Below are 21,874 nucleotides of genomic sequence, written 5' to 3'. Positions count from 1 at the left end.
GATCCGGCAAAACAGGTGGCGCGCGAAACGGGTGCCACCTGTTTTGCCGGATCGGCGGAGACGGTGCTTTCGGAAAAGATGACCGCGATGCGGTTGTCGCGCATGGCATCGATCACGGCCTTCACCTGCTGCGGCGTGCCCTGACTGTCGGCGTTCACCGGCCAGAGATAAAGCTCTTTCAGGCCGAAATCGCGGGCGAGATAGGAAAAGGCACCTTCGCTCGTGACAAGCCAGCGCTTGCCCTCGGGCAGGGCGGCCAGCCGTTCGTGGATCGGCTGCACGGTAGCGCGGATCTGGTCGGAATAGGCCTTCGCATTGGCGGCGTAGACATCGGCATGGGCGGGATCGATGCGGCTCAGCGCGGCGCGGATATTCTCCACATAGATCAGACCGTTGGCGGGTGACATCCAGGCATGCGGATTGGGCTTGCCCTGATAGGCGCCGCCGGCAATCGCCATGGGGTCGATGCCGTCGGACACCGTGACACTCGGCACCTTGCCGAGATTGGCAAGAAACTTCTCGAACCACTGCTCAAGGTTCAGGCCGTTGCGCAGCACCAGATCCGCATCGCGAGCACGCAAGATGTCGCGTGGGGTGGGCTGGTAGTTGTGGATCTCCGCGCCAGGCTTTGTGATGCTTTCCACCTCCGCGGCATCGCCTGCCACGTTCTTCGCCATGTCGGCGATGATGGTGAAGGTGGTGACCACCTTCGGCTTATCGGCTGCCCAGACCGGCGCGGCCAGAAGGCCGGCAACCGTCAGCGACAGGGCAGCAAGCAGGCGCATTCGCACGGCATTAACCCTCTCTTGCAACTCATTTGCAATACAAGCTAACGCCTTTGTCAGCGTTGTCAACGCTATTGCAAATCATTCGCAGCAACGTGAGCGCTTCGTCATCAACGGCCGGGGGACGCAGGCAGACGGGGGGCGCGGCAAGCAGCCATGCGGGCTTAAAGCTTCTTCAACGCTCATGACGGAGGATGATGGGCACTACCATGGTTTCAGTTTTGCGTTGAGTGGAGTTCAGCATGCCGGAGTTCCGGGCGTGAAAGGCCTCAAGATCAGGCTGTCACGAAAGCTCGTGATCGTGCTGGGCGGCATTGTCGTGCTGGGCGGCGGCAGCGGCGCCGTGGCGCTCTACATCGGTCCGGACAAGATTCTTGGACCGTCCTACGAGGAAGTGAACGGCCTGAAATGCACGACGGCGCAGCTCGTGAAGATCAAGCGCGAGCAGAGATCCTGGGTCCGCAAATACGTCTTCACCGAAGGTGGCGATGGACCGGCGCGGCTGAAGACGGCGCTGCGCGTTGCCAAATCCCTGCAGGAAAGCGAGAAGGCCGACCTCATCCAGGTGACCGTTCTCGACAAGGCCGGCCCCACCCAGCGTTCGCAGATGCGCGGCCGGGCGATTGGCGCGCAGGTTGTCTACATTCCCGATCTTGCGCGGTCGCCGGTGCCCTCCGAAACCTCATTCTCTGCCTTCTACGTGGACGGCAAGGCCAACAGCAGCGGCGAATTCTTCGGCATGCGGATCGATCCCCCCGAGGAAGACATGGAAAAGCTGGCCGCATCTTTGACCGACAAGGCCGATTGCGTGATGCCGGTGACCGAACCGGCCGCAGACCCGCATGGCAGCAGCGGCGGCAAGAAGGGCAAGAAGAGCAGCGACCATGGTGGCGGCGGCGGGCATGGCGAGGCCGCGGGCCACGGCTCTGCGAGCGACAAGAAGGCCGATGACGGCCATGGCGGCGGCGACAAACCCGCACCGGCCGCCGGCGATCATGGCGGCGAACCCGCAGCAAAGGCACCGGACGGCGAGAGCGGCAGCGGCGGCCTTCTCGGCTCGATCACCAGCATGATCTTCGGCAGCGGCAAGAAGGACGCACCGGCGGCCAGCGAACAGCCGGGCGAAACAGCGGCTGCGACGGACCATGCCGCGACAGACAAGCCGGCGGCGGAACCGGTCGAACAGCCCGGTATCGTGGCACGAATGAAGGGGATGATCTTCGGCGGCGGCGAAGAGAAGGCCGTGGTGGCGGAACCGGTGGCCAGGCCAGTGGCGACAGAAGCCGCTGGCGAAACCGCCAAGGCTCCGGCCGACGGCATCGACCCGATGAAGGTTGCAGCTCCCGCAACCGCGGCGCCGGTAGCCCAGGCGCCGGTACAGGCCGACCCCGCGCATGGGCCGGCGGCGGGACCAGACGATGCCACACCGGACACTCTCCCGACACCTCAGCCGACGGCCCCGGCCAGGAGCGCCTCACCCAAGCCTGCCCGTGTCGTTCACTGAACCTGCCACAGGCGATGGCGGACAAATGAGGACGGGTCTCAGATCCGCTGCTTCACCGTGGCCAGCGCGCCGCGAAAGGCCTTGGCGAAACTTTCCCGGTCATCGGGGTTGAGGAAGGCGCCTATATCGGTGCGTCTCCCCTCGCCTGTCACATGCATGGATGTGATGCCGAACTCGTGGTGTCGGCGCACGCGAAAACGTGCCCAGAACGGGTTGAAGTGATGTTCCACCATACGGCCCGCGGGTGAGAATTTCCGGATCGCCACATCGGTACGCGACACCGTCACCTCCTCACGGGCGCGGCCGGCGCGGTAGTTCAGCCAGAAGGCCCCCCACAGGAGCATGAAATCGAGACCGAAGAAGAAGACGATCGGCCAGGCGCCGGTCGTCAGGAAGAAAAGGCCGTGCAGCAGGCAGATGGCGCCGGTCAGACCAAGCAGCACGCGATAGCCCTGCCGCCCCAGCGATCGATAGGGCGTCAGTTCGGCTGCGAAAACCGGTGGCTCGTCGTCTCTCTCCACGTTGCCTTCCATCCCGTGGCTTGTCATAGAAGTGCATATGGCAACTGATAGACTGCAATCCCACATGCAAACTTCGCAAAAGTCAAATGGCGCGGCGAGAGGCCGCAGCCGCCATGCCCGCAGTGCCTATACGAAGGCGGAGATGCAGGAGATCTTCCGCCGCTTTTCCGTGCAGCGTCCGGAGCCGAAGGGCGAGTTGGAGCATGTGAACCCGTTCACGCTGGTGGTGGCCGTGGCGCTTTCGGCGCAGGCAACGGATGTCGGCGTCAACCGCGCCACCCGAAAGCTGTTCCAGATCGCCGACACGCCGGAAAAGATGCTGGCGCTCGGCGAAGAGGGCGTGATCGCACATATCAAGACGATCGGGCTTTACCGCAACAAGGCAAAGAACGTCATCGCCCTGTCGAAGATGCTGATCGAGGACTTCGGCAGCGAAGTGCCGAAGACGCGGGACGAGCTGACCCGGCTGCCGGGCGTGGGGCGCAAGACGGCCAATGTGGTGATGTCGATGGCCTTCGGCATTCCGACGCTTGCCGTCGATACCCATGTGTTCCGCATTGCCAACCGGCTGAAGATGGCGCCGGGCAGCACACCGGATGCCGTGGAGGAGAACCTGCTGCGGGTCATCCCGAAGGAATACCTGTTCCACGCGCATCACTGGCTGATCCTGCACGGGCGCTACACCTGCAAGGCCCGCAAGCCGGAATGCGAACGCTGCGTGATCGCCGATCTCTGTCGCGCTCCGGACAAGACCTGCGACGTGCCGGCGCCGCTTGTCGAACTAGCCGCGCAGACGATCGGGACGGAGGCGTTCACCGAGGGCGAATGAGGGATCGCGCCTGCTGATCGCCTTGTGCAGGTGCACCATCAGGCCGGCGGCAAACAGCGGTGTCAGCAGGTTGAGGATCGGGATGGCGAGGAACCCGGCAATCAGCAGGCCGGCGAGAAACACCGTGCCCTTGTGCTTCTGGCGAAAGGCCTTGGCCTCTTCCGGCGGGCGAAAGCGCATGGCGGCGAACTCGAAGAACTCGCGTCCGAGCAGATAGCCGTTGACGAGGAAGAAGGCGACGAGATTGACGCCCGGCACCAGCAGCAGGAACAGCGCCACCAGGTTGCCGAGAATGACGACGCCGAGAAACTGCACGGATTCGATGAGCGCGCGCCCCATCGGCATGGCCGTGCCCGGCGGATCGGCCGGGTAGTCACGCTGTTCCACCACTTCGGCCACGTCATCAAGGAACAGGCCGGCAATCAGCGCCGTGACCGGTGCAATCAGCAGCGCAAGACCAAGCGCCAGCCCGATGCCGGCGACGATGGCAAAGACGAAGGTCAGCCAGCCGGCCCAGTCCGGCACCGTCGGCAGAAGGTCCGCGAAATAGGGCCAGACATAGCCGATGAAGACGCCGCGCAGGGCAAGCCAGAGGCCGATCAGCACCAGGATCGTCAGGCCCAGAACCTTCCAGAACACCCGGCGCGTTTCCGGCGCGAAGAGATTGAGAAGCGAAAGGCGTGCGGCGTCGAGAATCATCAGACGGTCGGCTCCGGTGGTCCAGAACGCTTCAGGCAACAGCGGAGATGCCCGAAACACCCTGTCTGTTTGGTGTGGCGCAGTTTCGCCGGCGAAATCGGTTTCCGCGTTCGCCGGACCTGCTTTCGGCTGGATGTAGGTGCACGCAGCCCGCCGCACAAGGCGGCGGATCTCAGCGGATTGCTTCCAGTTCCGTCCGGTGGCGCTGCATGGCGAGGAAGCGGCGGTAATCACGCTCGTAATGCGGATGCGCGCGGCCTTCCGGCAGGCGCACCGTGCCGCCCTGATCCATGGCGGCGGCGGCGGAGGTGAGATCCGCATGCAGGGCACCGGCCACCGAGGCGGCCATCGCGGTTCCGAGCAGCACCGCATCCGGCGCCGAGGGCAGCCGCACCGGATAGCCGGTGACATCCGCATAGAGTTCCACCAGATGCGGATTGAGCGCATGTCCGCCCGCCACATGCAGCATCTCCACCGCATGCCCGGCGGTCTTCATGGTCTCCAGAATGTGGCGGATGCCGAGAGCCAGCGCCACGCAACTGCGCCAGTAGAGCTGGCAGAGACCGTCGAAGGAGGTATCGAGCGTCAGACCCGAAATCGTGCCGGTGGCGCGCGGATCGGCGAGCGGGGCGCGGTTACCGTGGAAATCCGGCAGGATGTTCAGCCGCTCGCCGAGCCGATAGGGCTCGCCTTCGCGCAGCACGGCGATGCGGTCGATGATGCGCTGGTGGGTGGCAGGGGTCGGCTCGCCACCCGCCGCATGCATGCGCACCACATGATCGAGCAGCGCTCCGGCCGCCGACTGGCTGCCCTCGACCAGCCAGAGATCCGGCAACAGCGCGCCGCGGAAGGGGCCCCACAGGCTGTCGGTGAAGATCGGCGTGGCAGACAGCGCAACGAGACAGCTGGATGTGCCGCCGACCAGCGCCAGATCGCCGCCCTCCCCCGCCCGGCCGATGGCGGTGCCAAGTGCGCCGAGCGCCCCGGCATAGGCATCGATGATGCCGGGCGTCACGAGGCAGCCGGTGGTGAGGCAAAGCTCTGCGGCGGCCCCGTCGCTCAACCGGTCGACCAGACCGCCGACCGGCAGCGTCGTCTGCGGCAGGGCCCCACGCCCCACCATGTCGTCCAGCCCGGCAAGTGCCAGGAAATCCCGCTGCCAGCCAGCCTGCTCGTGTGCCAGGAAATTCCACTTGGCCGTGAGTGTGGAGCGGGACCGCGCCGTCGAGCCCGTGGCCCGCCAGGTGAGGAAATCGGCGAGATCGAAGAAATAGCCGGCCTTCTGCCAGCTGCGCGGCATGTGCCGCTTGATCCAGGCAAGCTTCGGCAGCTGCATTTCCGGCGACAGGGCGCCGCCGCAGAAATCCAGCACCGGGTGGCGGCTGGCATTCAGCCGCTCGGCCTCCTCCACTGCGCGATGATCGAGCCAGACGATGGTGTCCAGCCGGTCGTCGCCGGTAGCGGACACGCTGAGCGGCTTGCCGTCCCGGTCGCGCAGCACCAGGGAACAGGTCGCGTCGAAGCCGAGGCTTGCAACCTGTTCCGGCTTTGCCCCGGCCTCCGCCATCGCGGCCTTTACCGCCTGACAGGTGGCCCGCCAGATATCCTCGGAATCATGCTCGGCGATGTGATCGCCGTCACGCCGCATCAGGATCGGGTGACGGCTGCGCGCCAGAAGCCTGCCGTGACGGTTGAACACGCCCGCGCGTGCGCTGGTCGTTCCCACATCGACCGCCACCACCAGTTCCCGCATCAGGTCCTGTTTCCCATCCTTGGTGGATCGCCGTTCAGGCCGTGCAATCGGCGCTCAGGGCGCCGCGACCGTCGGCCGGCCTGCGGGATCCGATATGTAGTTGGCGATAAGGTGGAGCAAATCCGGCATGGCGTCAAACACCACATCGGGCGAAAGTGCCGCAATTTCGGTGCGGTATTCCTCCCGGTCCGCATGCGATCCGCCGGTGAAGGCAAACACCGCCATGCCAGCGCGCTGCGCCGCCAGAATGCCGGCGGGGCTATCCTCGATGACGATGCAATCGGCCGGATCCGCCCCCATTTCACGGGCGGCATGCAGGAAAAGATCCGGCGCCGGCTTGCCGTTTGCCACCATGCTGGCGCTGTAGACATGCGGTTCGAGGAAGCCGAGAAGCCCGGTGAGGCCGAGCGACAGACGGATGCGCTCCGGCTGGCTGGACGAGGCCACGCAGCGACGCCAGGGCATGGCGGAGAGCGCATCCGCAATGCCGGCAATCGGCTGGAGATCCGCCTCGAAACTGCGATAGAGATCCTGGCGCATGCGTTCCAGGAAGGCGGCATCCGCATGGATGCCGAAATCCGCATCCAGCACCGACACCATATGCGCCATGCTGCGCCCGAGGAAGCGCTGGTAGGCCTGCTGCTCGCCAAGCTCCCCGCCATGCGCCTTCACCGCATCGATGAGAACGCGGATGGACAAGGGCTCGCTGTCCACCAGCACGCCGTCGCAGTCGAAGATCACCAGGGGTTGCCGCATCTGTTCCATGGCATGACTCTAGCCCGCCAGACGGTCATCAAGATAGAGCTGCAGCGTGCGGGCAGTGCCCTCCGTCCACAGGGTTTCGAGCGCATGCGCGAAGCGGGTGCGGAAATGTTGCGAACCGGACACGGCGCCGAAGATCTCGTCGAAGGCGAGGAAGGCCATCGGATCCTGACGCGCCTGAAGCGCCGCCGCCTGAAGTTTTTCAGCACTCGCATCGTTGAAGACGATTGCCTTGCCGCTGTCGCTGGTGCCGGCAAAGTAGCGGCACCACAGCGCCGAGACGAGCGACAGGCCGACGATATCCTCGCCGCGCGCCAGCCGGTCGGCGGTGGAGGGCAGGATGAATTTCGGCTGGCGGTTCGAACCGTCCTGCGCCAGACGCGGAATGGTGTCGCCGATCTTCGGATTGAGGAAGCGCCGCTCGATCAGTTCGAAATAGGCGTTGAGATCGGTGTCCGGCACCGGCGGCACGATGGGGATGATCTCTTCCCTCTCGAGCTTGGCGAGGAAGGCGCGGATCAGCGGATGCTCCAAGGCCTCGTGCACGAAATGGATGTCGAGCAGCGCCGCCGGATAGGCAATCGCGGCATGGCCGCCGTTCAGGATGCGGATCTTCATCAGCTCGTACGGCGCGACATCCGGCACGAACTGCACGCCGGCCCGTTCGAGAAGCGGGCGGCCGGCCGGGAAGCGGTCTTCCATCACCCACTGCTTGAACTCCTCGCAGAACACCGGCCAGTTGTCCTCGACACCGAAATCCTGCGCCAGAATGTCGATCTCGCGGGTGCCGGTCGCGGGCGTGATGCGGTCGACCATGGAATTCGGAAAGCTCACATTCTCGTGGATCCACTCGGCAAAGGCGGGATCGGAGAGACGGGCGAGCCCGCAGACCGTGTTTTCCGTCACATGGCCATTGCCCGGAATGTTGTCGCAGGACATCACGGTGAAGGGCGCGACGCCCTTGTCGCGCCGCGCCTTCAGACCGGCGATGATCAGCCCGAACACCGTTTTCGGCTGGTCAGGCGTTGCGGCATCGGCCTGGATGGCGGGATGGGCCGGGTTGAAATGCCCTTCCGCATCGATGAAATAGCCGCCTTCGGTGATGGTCATCGAGACGATGCGGATCTTCGGATCGCTGAGCGCCGCGATGATCGCGCCCGCATCGCCGACCGGCAGGATGTCGATCATCGGCGCGGTGACGCGGGCGGCGGTGCGGTTGTTGTCCTGCTCCACCACCGTCGTCAGGAAATCCTGCGCCGCAAGCTTGTCGCGCATGGCCTGATCGGAGGGCAGAACGCCGGCGCCGACGATGCCCCAGTCGTGGTCGAGCCCCTCGTTGAAGAGATCATCCAGATAGACCGCCTGATGGGCGCGGTGAAAATTGCCGACGCCGAAATGCAGGATGCCGGGCGACAGCGTCTTCTGGTCGTAGGCCGGCACGGTCGCCGTGGCGGCGATCTCGGACAGGGTGGCGCGGGAAAGCTTGATGGTCATGGGGTCACGTCCTGAAAAGTGAACGGCAGAAACGGGTCGGAGGCTTCAACTCAGCTCATCCAGTTGCCGCCATCGACATTGTAGGTCTGGGCGACGATGTAGTCGGCCTCGGCGGAGGCGAGGAACACGGCCATGCCGGTGAGATCCGCAGCCGTGCCCATGCGGCCGAAGGGAACGGCCTCGCCGACGAGCCGCTTCTTTTCGCCGAGCGGGCGGTTCTCGTAGCGGGCAAACAGCGCATCCACGCCATCCCAGTGCTCGCCGTCCACCACGCCGGGCGCAATCGCGTTGACATTGATGCCGTGCCGGATGAGGTCGAGCCCGGCCGACTGGGTGAGCGAGATGATCGCCGCCTTGGTGGCGCAGTAGATGGCAACCAGCGCTTCGCCGCGCCGGCCCGCCTGGCTTGCCATGTTGATGATCTTGCCACCCTTACCGCGCGCGATCATGGAGCGGGCGGCCGCCTGCAGCATGAACAGGGAGCCTGCGACATTGATCGAGAACAGCCGCTCGTAGCTGTCACGGGAAATCTCGACGATCGGCGCCATGTCGAAGAGCGCGGCATTGTTGATCAGAATGTCGATGCCACCGGCCCTTTCCTCGACGGCGCGGATCGCCGCATCGATGGACGCCTGCTGCGTCACGTCGAGTTCCACCGCATAGGCTTTAGGCCCGATCTCGTCCGCCGTCTGGCGGGCGCGCGCGAGGTTGATGTCGGCGATGGCGACGGTGGCGCCCTCCCGCACATAGGCTTCCGCGAAGGCGCGGCCGATGCCGCGGGCAGCACCGGTGATGATGGCGGATTTGTCGTGCAGTCTGCCGGTCATAGCGCCAGTCCCTTGTCGTCGAAGCGGTGCAGCTTGCTTTCATCGGGCGTCAGGAACACGCGGTCGCCATGCCGGCAGCCGAATTCGCCGCCGGCGCGCACGGTGAGCGTGCCGATGCCGGAGACTTCCACATGCATGAAGGTGTCGGAGCCGAGATGCTCGGCGATGGTGACCACGCCGTCCCACGTGCCGGCCTCGCGCGACAGTCCGATATGTTCGGGCCGGATGCCGGCCGTCTTTGCCCCCTTCGCGCGGGCATAATCGCCCTCGATCAGGTTCATGCGTGGCGAACCGATGAAGCCGGCGACGAAGAGATTGGCGGGTTTGCGGTAGAGATCGAGCGGCGAGCCGACCTGTTCGATACGGCCGCGGTTCAGCACCACGATTTTGTCGGCCATGGTCATGGCCTCCACCTGATCGTGGGTCACATAGATCATCGTCGTCTTCAGCGTCTGGTGCAGCTCGCTGATTTCAAGGCGCATGTTGACGCGCAGCGCCGCATCGAGGTTCGACAGCGGCTCGTCGAACAGAAAGGCCTTTGGCTGGCGAACGATGGCGCGGCCGATCGCCACGCGCTGGCGCTGGCCGCCGGAGAGCTGGCGCGGCTTGCGGTCGAGATAGTCGGTGAGGTTCAGCACGCGGGCGGCATCGTTCACCTTGCGGTCGATTTCCGCCTTGTCGATATTGGCCATCTTGAGCGGAAAGGCGATGTTGGAGCGCACGCTCATATGCGGGTAGAGCGCATAGGACTGGAAGACCATGGCAAGCCCGCGTTTGGCGGGCGCCGCCTCCGTCGCGTCCTGCCCGTCGATGACGATCTGGCCGCCGGACACATCCTCCAGGCCGGCAATCAATCGCAGGAGCGTGGACTTGCCGCAGCCGGACGGGCCGACGAAGACGACGAATTCGCCGTCATTGATGTCGAGATCGATCGAGGGGATGACCTTCGCTTCGCCGAAGACCTTGGAGACATTGCGCAGAGTGATACTGCCCATCTTCGTTTTCCTTTTGTATCCGCTGCCTATTTCACCGCGCCGAAGGTCAGGCCGCGCACGAGCTGCTTCTGGCTGAACCAGCCGAGGATCAGGATCGGGGCGATCGCCATGGTCGAGGCGGCCGAGAGCTTGGCGTAGAAGAGACCTTCCGGGCTGGAATAGGAGGCGATGAAGGTTGTCAGGGGTGCGGCCTTCGACGTGGTGAGGTTCAGCGTCCAGAAGGCCTCGTTCCAGGCGAGAATGATGTTGAGGAGCAGCGTCGAGGCGATGCCGGGGATCGCCATCGGCGTCAGCACATAGACGATCTCCTTGGCAAGCGAGGCGCCATCCATGCGGGCGGCCTCAAGAATCTCGCCGGGGATTTCCTTGAAGTAGGTGTAGAGCATCCACACGATGATCGGCAGGTTGATCAGCGTCAGCACCACGACCAGGCCGATGCGCGTGTCGAGCAGGCCGACGTCGCGGAAGATCAGGTAGATCGGAATCAGCGCACCGACCGGCGGCATCATCTTGGTGGAGAGCATCCACATCAGCACGTCCTTGGTGCGCCTGGTCGGCGAAAAGGCCATGGCCCAGGCGGCGGGAATGGCGATGACGAGACCGAGCAGCGTGGAGCCGAGCGACATGACCACAGAGTTCCAGAAGTGCAGGACATAATCCGAGCGGCTCTGCACCTCGGCATAGTTTTCCGTCGTCCAGTGGAAGAACAGGAAGACCGGCGGCGAGGCGATTGCATCGCCTTCCGACTTGAAGCTGGTCAGCACCGTCCAGAGGATCGGGAAGAAGATCAGGATGCCGAGCGTCCAGGCGATGGCGCTCATGACGAGCTTGCGGCGGGTGGAAACCTTGCGTGCCATGGTCTCAGGCCTCCAGATTCTTGCCGATGAGGCGCACGAGGAAGATCGCGACGATATTGGCGAGGATGACCGCCACGATGCCGCCGGCGGATGCCCCGCCGATATCGAACTGCAGCAGCGCCTGGGCATAGACGAGATAGGTGAGGTTCGTGCTCTGCGTGCCCGGCCCGCCATTGGTGGTGACGAGGATTTCCGCGAAGACGGACAGCAGGAAGATGGTTTCGATCAGGATGACGACGGTGATGGCGCGCGCCATGTGCGGCAGCACGATATAGATGAAGCGGGACACGAAGCCGGCGCCATCCATCTCCGCCGCCTCCTTCTGCTCCTCGTCAAGCGATTGCAGGGCGGTCAGCATGATCAGCGTCGCAAAGGGCAGCCACTGCCAGGCGACGATGATGATGACCGACAGCAGCGGCACGCTGGCAAGAAAATCGACCGGCTGGAAGCCAAGGCTGCGGGCAATCCACGCGAGCAGCCCGTTCACCGGGTTCATGAACATGTTCTTCCAGACGAGCGCCGACACGGTCGGCATCACGAAGAAGGGCGCAATCACCAGGATGCGCACGATGCCCTGCCCGAAGATCGGCTGGTCGAGCAGCAGCGCAAAGGCGATGCCGCCGATGATGGTGATGGCAAGCACGCCCCCGACCAGCAGCAGCGTGTTGGTCAGCGCATCGAAGAAAGCGGGATCGCTCAGGAAGAAGGAATAGTTCAGGAAGCCCGTGAACTCCTCCATGCCCGGCATCAGGAGATTGTAGCGCAGGAAGGAAAAATAGATGGTCATGCCGAGCGGCACGATCATCCAGGCAAACAGCAGGATGACGGAAGGAGCCATCATCAGGCGTGCTGCCGAACGGGTGTGGGTCGTCGCCATGAGAGCCCGCCTCTTGTTCTGTTCAACTTTGTTGAGAACCTCCCCCTCTGGCTGCCGCCATCTCCCCCACAAGGGGGGAGAAACCGTGCGGCATCCTCCTGCCCCAAATGAAGAGCGCGGTGAGTGCTGCGGGTTAAGCCCCTCCCCCTTGTGGGGAGGGGTTGGGGAGGGGTTTTATCTGCAAGACCAGGATCTTGCCGGTTCCCTCTCCCCGTTCACGGAGAGAGGGCTAGGGTGAGGAGCAAGCTCCCCCAAGCCGGCAGCCTTACTTCTTGGGATAACCGGCCTTCTTCATCTCGCGCTCGGTCAGCTGCTGGGCACTCTGCAGGGCCTGATCGACGGTCACCTGACCGGCGAGCGCTGCGGAGAACTGCTGGCCGACCGCCGTGCCGATGCCCTGGAATTCCGGGATCGCCACATACTGCACGCCTTCATACGGAACCGGCTTGACCGAGGGCTTCTTCGGATCGGCCGAGTTGATGGAGTCGAGCGTCATCTTGGCAAAGGACGCTGCCTTCTGGTACTCGGCGTTCTGGTAGAGCGAGGTGCGCGTGCCCGGAGGAACGTTGGCCCAGCCTTCCTTTTCCGCAACGAGGTTCAGGTAGTCCTTGCTGGTGGCCCAGGCGATGAACTTTTCGGCCGCCTCGACCTTCTTGGAGCCGGCCGGGATGGCGAGGTTCCACGACCACAGCCAGTTGCCGCGCTTGCCAAGACCATTGTCCGGGGCGAGCGCGAAGCCGACCTTGTCGGCCACCTTCGATTCCTTCGGATTGGTCACGAAGGAGGCCGCCACGGTTGCATCGATCCACATGCCGCACTTGCCGGTCTGGAACAGCGCGAGGTTTTCGTTGAAGCCGTTGGAGGAAGCGCCCGGAGGGCCGGCGTCCTTCATCAGCTTGACGTAGAAGTCGAGCGTGTTCTTCCATTCCGGCTGGTCGAATTGCGGCTTCCAGTTCTCGTCGAACCAGCGGGCACCGAAGGAATTGGCCGTTGCCGTCAGGAAGGCCATGTTCTCGCCCCAGCCGGCCTTGCCGCGCAGGCAGATACCGTAGGTCTCGGTCGACTTGTCGGTGATCTTGCGGGCCGCGTCCGCGATGAAGGTCCAGGTCGGGGCATCCGGCATTTTCAGGCCGGCCTTGTCGAACAGGTCCTTGCGGTACATCACCATCGAGCTTTCGCCGTAGAAGGGCGCGGCATAGAGCTTGCCGTTGACGGTGAGGCCGGAGCGGATCGGCGGCAGCAGATCGTTGGCATCATATCTGGCATCGGCGGAGAGCTTGTCGAGCGGGGCCAGCCAGCCCTGCTTGCCCCAGATCGGCGCTTCGTAGATGCCGATGGTCATGATGTCGTACTGACCGCTCTTGGTCGCCACATCCGTCGTCACGCGCTGGCGCAGCACGTTTTCTTCAAGCGTCACCCACTGCACGTCGATGCCGGGGTTCTTCGCCTTGAAGTCATCCGTCAGCTTCTGCATGCGGATCATGTCGCCATTGTTGACGGTCGCAATGGTCAGCGTCTCGGCCGAGGCAATACCGGACAGGGCCAGCGCAGAGACTGCGCCGAGCAAAATGGTCTTCAATGTCATCTCTTCCTCCCAGAAGAACGGAAACGAGCATTCGCTTTGCTCGCGGGCAATTACTCGTTTATTGGCAAAAAATGTCAAGCAGCATTCGTCGCTGCAGCGCAGCGACGCGGCATCAAGCAATTGATTTCAAAATAAAATTATTTTGCTCAGATGGAGAGCATATGCTCAGCGGTATGTTCGTCGGTGATCAGACCATTGATCATTCGACCGCGCAGAGCCGCCGCCAGCGCTGTTTCCTTGCGCCGCCCGAGCGCCACGCCGATCACGACGCCACGGTCGCGGGGCGGAATCGGCACGCTGGCGACCCGGTCGTTGACGGGGTTGTCGAGCAGCTTTCCGTCATGCCCGTACATCCAGCCGCAGATCTCGCCGGCGGCACCCGCCTGCATCAGCGCCGTCATTTCGTCCGGCGCCAGGAATCCGTCCAGGCAAAGCGGCGCATCCACACCAAGCTCGCCGACGCCGACGAAGGTGACGTTCGCGGTGGCGCCAAGCGTCAGCGTCGACTGGACGATCGGCTGGCCATGCAGCAGGTCACGTTCCTCCGCAGACGAACACAGGACGGGCAGCGGCATGGGGAAGTGGCGGGCCTTGATGGCATCGGCCATCGAGAAGATGACGTTGTAATAGGCCGCCGAGCCGTCGGGGGCGATGTTGCCGGTCAGCGAGACGATGCGATGCTGCGGGCATTCCATCGGCGGCAGCTGGTCCACGGCCGCCTTCAGCGTGCGGCCGGTGCCGATGGCGAGCACGATCGGCTCCGGGTTCTTCAGCCAGCGCTCGATCTCGGCGGCAGCCGCCTCGGCAATGCCGACCGTCGAGGAGGTGCCGGCGGGATCGGAGGGCACCACCTCGGCATGGTTCAGGTCGAATTTTTCGCGCAGGGCCAGGGACAGTTCGAGGCAGGCGGAGATCGGATGGTCGAGCCGGACCTTGATCAGGCGCTCCGCAACCGCAAGCGAGACGAGGCGCTGGGCGGACTGGCGCGAAATGCCCATGGCCGCGGCAATCTCATCCTGCGTGCGCCCGGCCACATAATAGAGCCAGCCGGCGCGCGCGGCATCATCCAGCCGCCCCTGCGTATCATTGCGTCGTGCCATCAACAGATCCTGAAGCCGTTCCTGCTGCGGTTGCTGCCATGATTGGACGGGACCTGTCAAATCACAGGCCGACGACAAGAGGCCCGGCGGCCGCAAACCTGCCACCGGGCCTCATTGTTCTCGTTGCCGAAAGCCTCAGGCTTCGACCTGCACCAGATGACCGGGCGAGACCTCGCGATACTGGCGCTCAGGCGGCACATAGCCTGCCGCCCGCACCGGGCTCTTGATCTCGTCGGTGGCGAGGTTCCGCTTGATGCTGCGACGGGAGGGATCCGGCACGGGCACCGCCGCCATCAGCTTTTTCGTGTAGGAATGCTGCGGATTGTCGAAGACGGCGGCGCGGGGACCGATCTCGACGATCTCGCCAAGATACATCACCGCCACGCGGTGGCTGACACGCTCCACCACCGCCATGTCATGGCTGATGAAGAGATAGGCGAGCTTCAGGCTCTGCTGCAGATCGAGCAGCAGGTTGCAGACCTGCGCCTTGATCGACACGTCAAGCGCCGAAACCGCCTCATCCGCCACGATCACCTTCGGATCGAGCATCAGGGCGCGGGCAATGGCGATGCGCTGGCGCTGGCCGCCGGAGAATTCGTGCGGATAGCGCCGCATCATGTCCGGCGACAGGCCCACCTTGGCCAGCAGGTCGGCCGCCTTGTCGCGCGCATCCCTCTTGGAGCCGAGCCGGTGTTCGATGAAGGGTTCCATCACCGCCGAACCGACGCTCATGCGCGGGTTGAGGCTGGCGAAGGGATCCTGGAAGACCATCTGGATCGACCGGCGCATGGTGCGCAACGTCGAACGGTCGAGGGTCATCACGTCATACCCGTCGAGCGTCACCTGGCCGCTGTCCGGCTGCACCAGGCGGGTGACGGACCGGCCGGTGGTGGACTTGCCGCAGCCGGATTCGCCGACCAGCGACAGGGTCTCGCCCTCGAACAGCTGGAAGGAGACCTTTTCCACCGCATGCACGGCACCCGTCTGGCGGCCGAGAATGCCGGAGCGGATGGCAAAGCGCGTCGTCAGGTCCTTGACGTCGAGGATCGGCGTCTTGCCCTTGGCAACCGTATCGGTCACCGTTTCCAGAGGCTGCGCCTCTCCGGACTGCACGTCGATGATGGGAAAGCGCAACGGAAGCGCACTATCCTTCATCGACCCCAGCCGCGGCACCGCCGCAAGAAGGGCGCGCGTGTAAGGGTGCTGGCCGCGGTGGAAGATATCGCCGGTGCCGCCGGTTTCCACCTGCTCGCCACGGAACATCACGATGGTGCGGTCGGCAATTTCGGCCACGACGCCCATGTCGTGGGTGATGAAGAGAACGGACATGCCCTCCTCATCCTGCAGTTCCTTGATGAGATCGAGGATCTGGCCCTGGATCGTCACGTCGAGCGCGGTCGTCGGCTCATCGGCGATCAGGAGCTTCGGCTTGGAGGCGAGCGCCATGGCGATCATCACGCGCTGGCGCATGCCGCCGGAGAACTGGTGCGGATATTCATCGAAGCGCCCCTTGGCGTTCGGAATGCGCACCTTGTCGAGAAGCCTGAGCACCTCGGCCTTGGCCTCGGCCGCCGAGATGTTCTGGTGCACCGTCAGCGCCTCGGCGATCTGCCGGCCGATCGGGAAGATCGGGTTGAGCGAGGTCATCGGCTCCTGGAAGATCATCGAGATCTCGTTGCCGCGCACCTGGCGCATCTGCTCTTCGGGCAGGGACACGAGATCGCGGCCGCCGAGCATGACCTTGCCCTCGATGCGGCTGGAATTCTTCGGCAGAAGCCGCATGATGGAGAGCGAGGTGACGCTCTTGCCCGAGCCGGATTCGCCGACGATTGCCACCGTTTCGCGCGGCGCGATCGAGAAGTTCATGTTGCGGACCACCGACTTCCATTCGTCATTGACGCGGAAGGAGGTGGTGAGGTTTTCGACGGAGAGGACCGGGGTCACCGCTCCCCCCGTCTGTTCCGAAAGCGTTGCGGACAGAAGCACGGGATTCTCCTTGGTCTCTGCCGACGGCTCAGGCCGCAAGCGCGGTTTCGGCCAGCGTCACCCAGTAGCTGATCCCGTAGGGAATGGCCTCGTCGTTGAAGTCGTAAGCCGGATGATGAAGGTTTGCCGTGTCACCCACGCCGAGGAAGATGAAGGCGCCCGGCCGGGCCTCCAGCATGTAGGAGAAATCTTCCGCGCCCATCTTCGGGGCCGCATTGGTCTCCACGCGGGTATTGCCCACCACTTGGGCGGCAACGGAAGCGGCGAAATCGGTCTGCGCCGGATGGTTCACCGTGACGGGATAGCCGCGATGGTAATGCACCTCCGCCACCGCGCCATGCGCCATGGCCGTGCCCTGCGCTACCTCAACCAGCCGCTTCGCGGTGAAGTCACGCACCTCCGGATCGAGTGTGCGGACCGTACCGGTGAGCTTCACCTCCATCGGGATGACGTTATAGGCATCGCCGCCATGGGTGGTGGTGACGGATACGACGACGGACTTCAGCGGGTCGATTTCGCGCGATGCGATCGACTGCAGCGCGATGATCACATAGGCCGAGGTCAGGACCGGATCCACCGAGACATGCGGCTGGGCGGCATGGCTGCCCTTGCCCTTGATCACGATGTCGAAGCTGTCAGCCGCCGCCATCAGGCCGCCCTTGCGCAGCGAAAAGTCGCCAAGCGCCAGCCCCGGCGAATTGTGCATGCCATAGACTTCCTTGATGGAATATTTTTCCATCATGCCGTCCTCGACCATGGCAAGGCCACCGCCGCCGCCCTCTTCGGCCGGCTGGAAGATCACCGCAACGGAGCCTGCGAAACGGCGCGTCTCGCACAGATACTGCGCAGCCCCCAGCAGCATGGCGGTGTGCCCGTCATGGCCGCAGGAATGTGCCTTGCCCGGGTTCTTCGACGCCCAGGCCTTGCCGGTATCTTCCAGGATCGGCAGTGCATCCATGTCGGCCCGCATGCCGATGACCGGTCCCTCGCCGAGCGATCCCTTGATCAGCCCCACGACGCCCGTCTTGCCGATGCCGGTTTCCACGACGTCGCAGCCGAAGGCCTTCAGCTTTTCGGCGACGAAGGCTGCCGTGTGATGCACATCAAACAGAAGCTCCGGATTTTCATGCAGATGGCGCCTCCACGCCGCCACTTCATCCTGCATTTCGGCGGCGCGATTGAGAACTGGCATTGATGCGACCTCGTTGGTTTCTTCAGCTGTTTCCCTTGTGGTTGGTCGGGATATTGCGCTGTCCCGCTTCGCATTTGCAAGCTTCAATTTTCACTTCTGAACGCAAAATAGGCCCACACGCACGCGGCTTAAATTTTAGACAGACCGCCGGCCGGTGAGGGAGAGAGACAGCTAAAGTGCTGTCAAGATTGAAAGAATTTCATCTCGAGGCATCCGGGAAAAACTTGACCTGCACCGCGACCTGGAAAACAGATAGAAGGCATCAGCGGCACGGCCGCGTTCGAGTTTCCCGTGAGGAAGGCAATGCACATGGACGGAAAGATGTTTCTGCTGGCGGCCACGGTGGCCGGTTTCAGCCTGGCAACCACGCCATCCCAGGCCGCGCGCGGCAGCGACGGCGAGGTGAAGATCCTGTTCTGGCAGGCGGTGTCCAGCATGAACCCCTACCTCTCCGGGGGCAGCAAGGAAGTCTACGCCGCCTCCATCGTCATCGAACCGCTCGCCGGCTTTGACGAGAAGGGCACCATGTTCCCGCGGCTTGCCGCCGACATTCCGACCAAGGCGAATGGCGGCGTTTCCGCCGACAACCTCTCCATCACCTGGAAGCTGAAGGATGGACTGAAATGGTCTGACGGCAGCGACGTGACGGCCGAAGATATCGCCTTCACCTGGCAGTATTGCACGGCGCCCGGCGGCGGCTGCGCCCAGAAGGCAAAGTTCGACGGCGTTTCCAAGGTGGAGGCCATCGACCGGCTGACCGCGAAGATAACGTTCGAGAAGCCGGCCTCCTATCCTTACGGCCCCTTCGTCGGCGCGCTGTCGCCGATCATCCAGAAGGCGCAGTTCAAGGATTGCCTGGGTGACAAGGCGCCGCAATGCACGGCCGCCAATTTCGGCCCGATCGGCACCGGTCCCTATGTGGTGAAGGATTTCAAGGCGAATGACGTCATCACCTTTGCGGCAAACCCGAACTATCGCGACCCGCAAAAGCCCGCCTTCGCTTCCGTGACCCTGAAGGGCGGCGGCGACGCAGCCTCGGCGGCGCGCGCGGTGCTGGAAACCGGCGAATATGACTTTGCCTGGAACACGGTGATCGAACCGGAAGTGATGGAGGCCATGCTGAAGGCTGGCAAGGGCCAGATCGCCAGCGCCTTCAGCACCACGGTGGAGCGCATCCACCTCAACCCGTTTGCGGTGGATTCCGCGCTCGGCGCCAAGCGCTCCACCAAGGAGGCCGGCCCGCATCCAGCCCTTTCCGATCCGGCCGTGCGCCGCGCACTCTCGCTTGCCATCGACCGCGACATCCTGGTCGAAGCCGGCTACGGCGCCGGCGGCAAGGCGACCTGCAACGTGATCCCGAGCCCCGAGGCGTTCGCCTCGACCGGCGTCGACTGGTGCCTGAAGCAGGATCTCGCCGCCGCCAACAAGTTGCTTGACGACGCCGGCTGGAAGAAAGGCTCCGACGGCATCCGCGCCAAGAACGGGGTCAAACTCTCCTTCCTCTACCAGACCTCCACCAATTCCGTGCGCCAGGGCACGCAGCAGCTGGTGAAGGAATGGTGGAAGGAGATCGGCGTCGAAACCGAACTGCGCAACATTCCCGCCTCGGTCTATTTCGGCAGCGATCCGGCAAGCCCGGATACCTACAAGAAATTCTATGCCGACGTGGAAATGTTTGCCTCCGGCTTCGAGACGACGGATCCCGCCAAGTTCCTCGCGGACTTCCGCTGCGACAAGATCCCCTCGCCCGCCGATGGCTGGCAGGGCGGCAATGTGGCGCGCTTCTGCGACCCGGCCTATGACGCTCTGGTTGCAGAGCTTGGCAGCGCCGAAGGCCAGGAGAAGCGCGGCGCCATCATCAGGAGGCTGAACGACATGCTGGTCAACAGCGGCTACATTCTGCCGCTAGTGGTGCGCGGCGAACCCTCGGCCATCGCCAAGACGCTGGTGGACGCGAAGATCAATCCGTGGGACACTCAGTTGTGGAACATCGAGAGCTGGAAACGCGGCAAGTGAGGCTGCGCCTGCAGCCACAATCACGGGCGACCTTGCGAATTATACTGTGATTTCAAGGCTCTGACGATCGAGAGGGCCGCCGGTAAAAGGCCCTCTCACACGCCCGTCGAAGCGTGAAACTTCCGACTTGAACGCAAAATAGGCTTATGCTTAGATAGCACAAATTTTGTTCACACCCAGACTGGAACCGTCGAAAAAGAACGGTCAGGTCCTTGGGCTTTTCAAGGAGCATTCGACAGAATTCACCACCGAACTGGGAGGAAAACAGTGAGGGTGGCGATGTGGTCTGGCGACCATGGCCGTGTGGGCCGAAACGCAAAAACATCTTTAAGGGGAAAAGAATGACGCGATTCAAGATCCTGCTCGCCGGAACGGTGGCTGCTTTGGCGGCAGCGACCTCCGCCCATGCCGGGCGAGGCACCGATGGCGATGCGAAAATCCTGTTCTGGCAGGCCGTCTCCACGCTCAATCCATACCTGTCGGGCGGCACCAAGGAAGTCTACAGCTCGTCGATGATCATCGAGCCGCTGGCGCGTTATGACGAGACCGGTTCGCTGGTTCCGTGGCTGGTGACGGAAATTCCGACCGTACAGAACGGCGGCGTCGCCTCCGACATGAAGAGCATCACCTGGAAGCTGAAACCCGGCGTCAAATGGTCCGACGGCACCGATTTCACCGCCGATGACGTGGTCTTCACCTGGCAGTATTGCACGGCACCGGATGGCGGCTGCGCCCAGAAGGCGCAGTTCGAAGGCATCACCAAGGTGGAAGCCGTCGACAAGCAGACGGTGAAGGTGAGCTTCTCCGAACCGAAATACTATCCCTACGGCGCCTTCGTCGGCGCACAGCAGCCGATCATCCAGAAGGCACAGTTCAAGGATTGCGTTGGCGCCAAGGCGCCGGGCTGCACCTCGGCCAATTTCGGCCCGATCGGCACCGGTCCCTTCGTCGTCAAGGAATTCAAGCCGAACGACGTCATCACCCTGACGGCCAACACGAACTTCCGCGATGCCAGCAAGCCGGCCTTCGCCTCCGTGACGCTGAAGGGCGGCGGTGACGCCGCGTCTGCCGCGCGCGCCGTTCTCGAAACCGGCGAATACGACTATGCCTGGAACATGCAGGTCGAACCGGAAGTGCTGGAAACCATGCTGAAGGCCGGTAAGGGCAAGCTGGTCAACGCTTTTGGCACCCAGGTCGAGCGCATCAACATCAACTGGACCAACCCCGACCCGAAGCTCGGCGACAAGCGTTCGACCGTTGAAGGCGGCAAGCATCCGGCGCTTTCCGATCCGGCCGTGCGCAAGGCGCTGTCGATGGCGATCGACCGCGACATCATCAACGAGGCCGGCTATGGCGCGGCCGGCAAGCCGACCTGCAACATCGTTCCGGCTCCGGATGTCTATATCTCCACCGCCAATGACTGGTGCCTGAAGCAGGACATCGCCGGCGCCAACAAGCTTCTGGACGATGCCGGCTGGAAGAAGGGTCCGGATGGCATCCGCGCCAAGGACGGCGTGAAGCTTTCCTTCCTCTACCAGACCTCGACCAACTCGGTGCGCCAAGGCACGCAGGCGCTGGTGAAGGACTGGTGGAACCAGATCGGTGTGGCGAGCGAACTGCGCAACATCGCGGCCTCCGTCTTCTTCGGCGGCGACCCGGCCAGCCCCGACACCTTCCAGAAGTTCTACGCGGACCTGGAAATGTACACCAACAACTTCGACGGCACCGATCCGGAAAAGTATCTGACCGAGTGGCTGTGCAACAAGATCCCCTCCCCGGCCAATGGCTGGCAGGGCCAGAACATGCCGCGTTACTGCAACCCGGACTACGACAAGATCGTCGCCGAGCTGTCCAAGACCGGCGATCTCGCCAAGCGTGCCGAACTGGTCAAGAAGGCCAACGACATGCTGACCGCCGAAGGCGCCCATATCCCGCTCATCCATCGCGGCCAGGTCTCGGCGATCTCGGCCAAGCTGGAAGGGGTGCGGATGAACGCCTGGGACTCCGAACTGTGGAACATTGCGGACTGGTCGCGCAAGAAGTAACGAAGTGACCGCCGGCTCCGCACCTCTTCTGGCGCGGGGCCGGCATG

18 protein-coding genes are annotated in these 21,874 nt (G+C 63.7%); 4 read left to right on the top strand and 14 right to left on the bottom strand.

The annotated features are described in order from the left end of the window. Positions 1–785 (bottom strand): metal ABC transporter substrate-binding protein (locus FNA46_RS21405; RefSeq protein WP_143127248.1); only part of this gene is annotated, 785 nt, incomplete at its 3' end. 259 nt (positions 786–1,044) lie between these two features. On the opposite strand from FNA46_RS21405, the gene FNA46_RS21400 reads away from it, so the two are divergent. Then, a complete protein-coding gene (locus FNA46_RS21400; protein ID WP_185969944.1) occupies positions 1,045–2,289 on the top strand; it encodes a hypothetical protein in 1,245 nt (414 codons plus the stop codon). Positions 2,290–2,327: 38 nt separating this feature from the next. Here the strand turns inward: FNA46_RS21400 and FNA46_RS21395 are convergent, their stop codons facing one another. Next, positions 2,328–2,822: a DUF2244 domain-containing protein gene (locus tag FNA46_RS21395; RefSeq protein WP_143127246.1), complete on the bottom strand. Its 495-nt coding sequence runs from the start codon at positions 2,820–2,822 to the stop codon at positions 2,328–2,330. A 52-nt stretch (positions 2,823–2,874) separates the two neighbouring features. Between FNA46_RS21395 and nth the strand changes: the two genes are divergently transcribed. Beyond that, on the top strand, positions 2,875–3,639 hold the full coding sequence (gene nth, locus FNA46_RS21390; RefSeq protein WP_425468791.1) for an endonuclease III: 765 nt from the start codon (positions 2,875–2,877) through the stop codon (positions 3,637–3,639). Here nth and FNA46_RS21385 read toward each other — a convergent pair. From FNA46_RS21385 to FNA46_RS21330, 12 genes are all read right to left on the bottom strand, one after another. Beyond that, complete coding sequence (locus tag FNA46_RS21385) at positions 3,592–4,338, bottom strand: sulfate transporter family protein (protein ID WP_143127244.1); 747 nt, start codon at positions 4,336–4,338, stop codon at positions 3,592–3,594. The two genes, nth and FNA46_RS21385, sit on opposite strands and share 48 nt — an antisense overlap. 172 nt (positions 4,339–4,510) lie before the next feature. Continuing rightward, complete coding sequence (locus FNA46_RS21380; protein ID WP_143127243.1) at positions 4,511–6,091, bottom strand: FGGY-family carbohydrate kinase; 1,581 nt, start codon at positions 6,089–6,091, stop codon at positions 4,511–4,513. A 54-nt stretch (positions 6,092–6,145) separates the two neighbouring features. Beyond that, positions 6,146–6,856 carry an HAD family hydrolase gene (locus FNA46_RS21375; protein WP_143127242.1) on the bottom strand — a complete coding sequence of 237 codons (711 nt, stop codon included), beginning with the start codon at positions 6,854–6,856 and terminating at the stop codon, positions 6,146–6,148. Between the two features lie 9 nt (positions 6,857–6,865). After that, positions 6,866–8,347 carry a mannitol dehydrogenase family protein gene (locus tag FNA46_RS21370; protein ID WP_143127241.1) on the bottom strand — a complete coding sequence of 494 codons (1,482 nt, stop codon included), beginning with the start codon at positions 8,345–8,347 and terminating at the stop codon, positions 6,866–6,868. A 50-nt stretch (positions 8,348–8,397) separates the two neighbouring features. After that, positions 8,398–9,174: an L-iditol 2-dehydrogenase gene (locus FNA46_RS21365; RefSeq protein ID WP_143127240.1), complete on the bottom strand. Its 777-nt coding sequence runs from the start codon at positions 9,172–9,174 to the stop codon at positions 8,398–8,400. Continuing rightward, positions 9,171–10,169 carry an ABC transporter ATP-binding protein gene (locus FNA46_RS21360; RefSeq protein WP_143127239.1) on the bottom strand — a complete coding sequence of 333 codons (999 nt, stop codon included), beginning with the start codon at positions 10,167–10,169 and terminating at the stop codon, positions 9,171–9,173. Before FNA46_RS21360 ends, FNA46_RS21365 begins: the two co-directional genes overlap by 4 nt. A 26-nt stretch (positions 10,170–10,195) precedes the next feature. Beyond that, on the bottom strand, positions 10,196–11,026 hold the full coding sequence (locus FNA46_RS21355) for a carbohydrate ABC transporter permease (protein ID WP_143127238.1): 831 nt from the start codon (positions 11,024–11,026) through the stop codon (positions 10,196–10,198). Between the two features lie 4 nt (positions 11,027–11,030). Continuing rightward, positions 11,031–11,903, bottom strand: coding sequence for a carbohydrate ABC transporter permease (locus FNA46_RS21350; protein ID WP_143127237.1), 873 nt, complete (start codon positions 11,901–11,903; stop codon positions 11,031–11,033). Between the two features lie 265 nt (positions 11,904–12,168). Then, positions 12,169–13,488, bottom strand: coding sequence for an ABC transporter substrate-binding protein (locus tag FNA46_RS21345; RefSeq protein ID WP_143127236.1), 1,320 nt, complete (start codon positions 13,486–13,488; stop codon positions 12,169–12,171). 146 nt (positions 13,489–13,634) lie between these two features. Further along, complete coding sequence (locus FNA46_RS21340) at positions 13,635–14,588, bottom strand: sugar-binding transcriptional regulator (RefSeq protein WP_143127235.1); 954 nt, start codon at positions 14,586–14,588, stop codon at positions 13,635–13,637. A 135-nt stretch (positions 14,589–14,723) separates the two neighbouring features. After that, entirely contained in the window at positions 14,724–16,574 is a 1,851-nt protein-coding gene (locus tag FNA46_RS21335) for an ABC transporter ATP-binding protein (RefSeq protein WP_143127234.1), read from the bottom strand. 28 nt (positions 16,575–16,602) lie between these two features. Further along, positions 16,603–17,766: a M20 aminoacylase family protein gene (locus tag FNA46_RS21330; RefSeq protein ID WP_143127233.1), complete on the bottom strand. Its 1,164-nt coding sequence runs from the start codon at positions 17,764–17,766 to the stop codon at positions 16,603–16,605. Between the two features lie 309 nt (positions 17,767–18,075). On the opposite strand from FNA46_RS21330, the gene FNA46_RS21325 reads away from it, so the two are divergent. Together FNA46_RS21325 and FNA46_RS21320 are read left to right on the top strand one after the other, a co-directional pair. Next, the gene (locus FNA46_RS21325) at positions 18,076–19,782 is read left to right on the top strand and encodes a peptide ABC transporter substrate-binding protein (protein ID WP_143127232.1); all 1,707 of its coding nucleotides are present in this window, start codon (positions 18,076–18,078) and stop codon (positions 19,780–19,782) included. 341 nt (positions 19,783–20,123) lie between these two features. After that, positions 20,124–21,827 (top strand): peptide ABC transporter substrate-binding protein, encoded by a 1,704-nt coding sequence (locus FNA46_RS21320; protein WP_143127231.1) that lies wholly within the window; start codon positions 20,124–20,126, stop codon positions 21,825–21,827. Positions 21,828–21,874: the final 47 nt, after the last annotated feature.

Origin of the sequence: Affinirhizobium straminoryzae, from assembly GCF_007004135.1 — a bacterium.
Lineage (GTDB): Bacteria > Pseudomonadota > Alphaproteobacteria > Rhizobiales > Rhizobiaceae > Neorhizobium > Neorhizobium straminoryzae.
The sequence above is the reverse complement of the archived record's forward strand: the minus strand, read 5'-3'. Positions and strand labels throughout refer to the sequence as shown.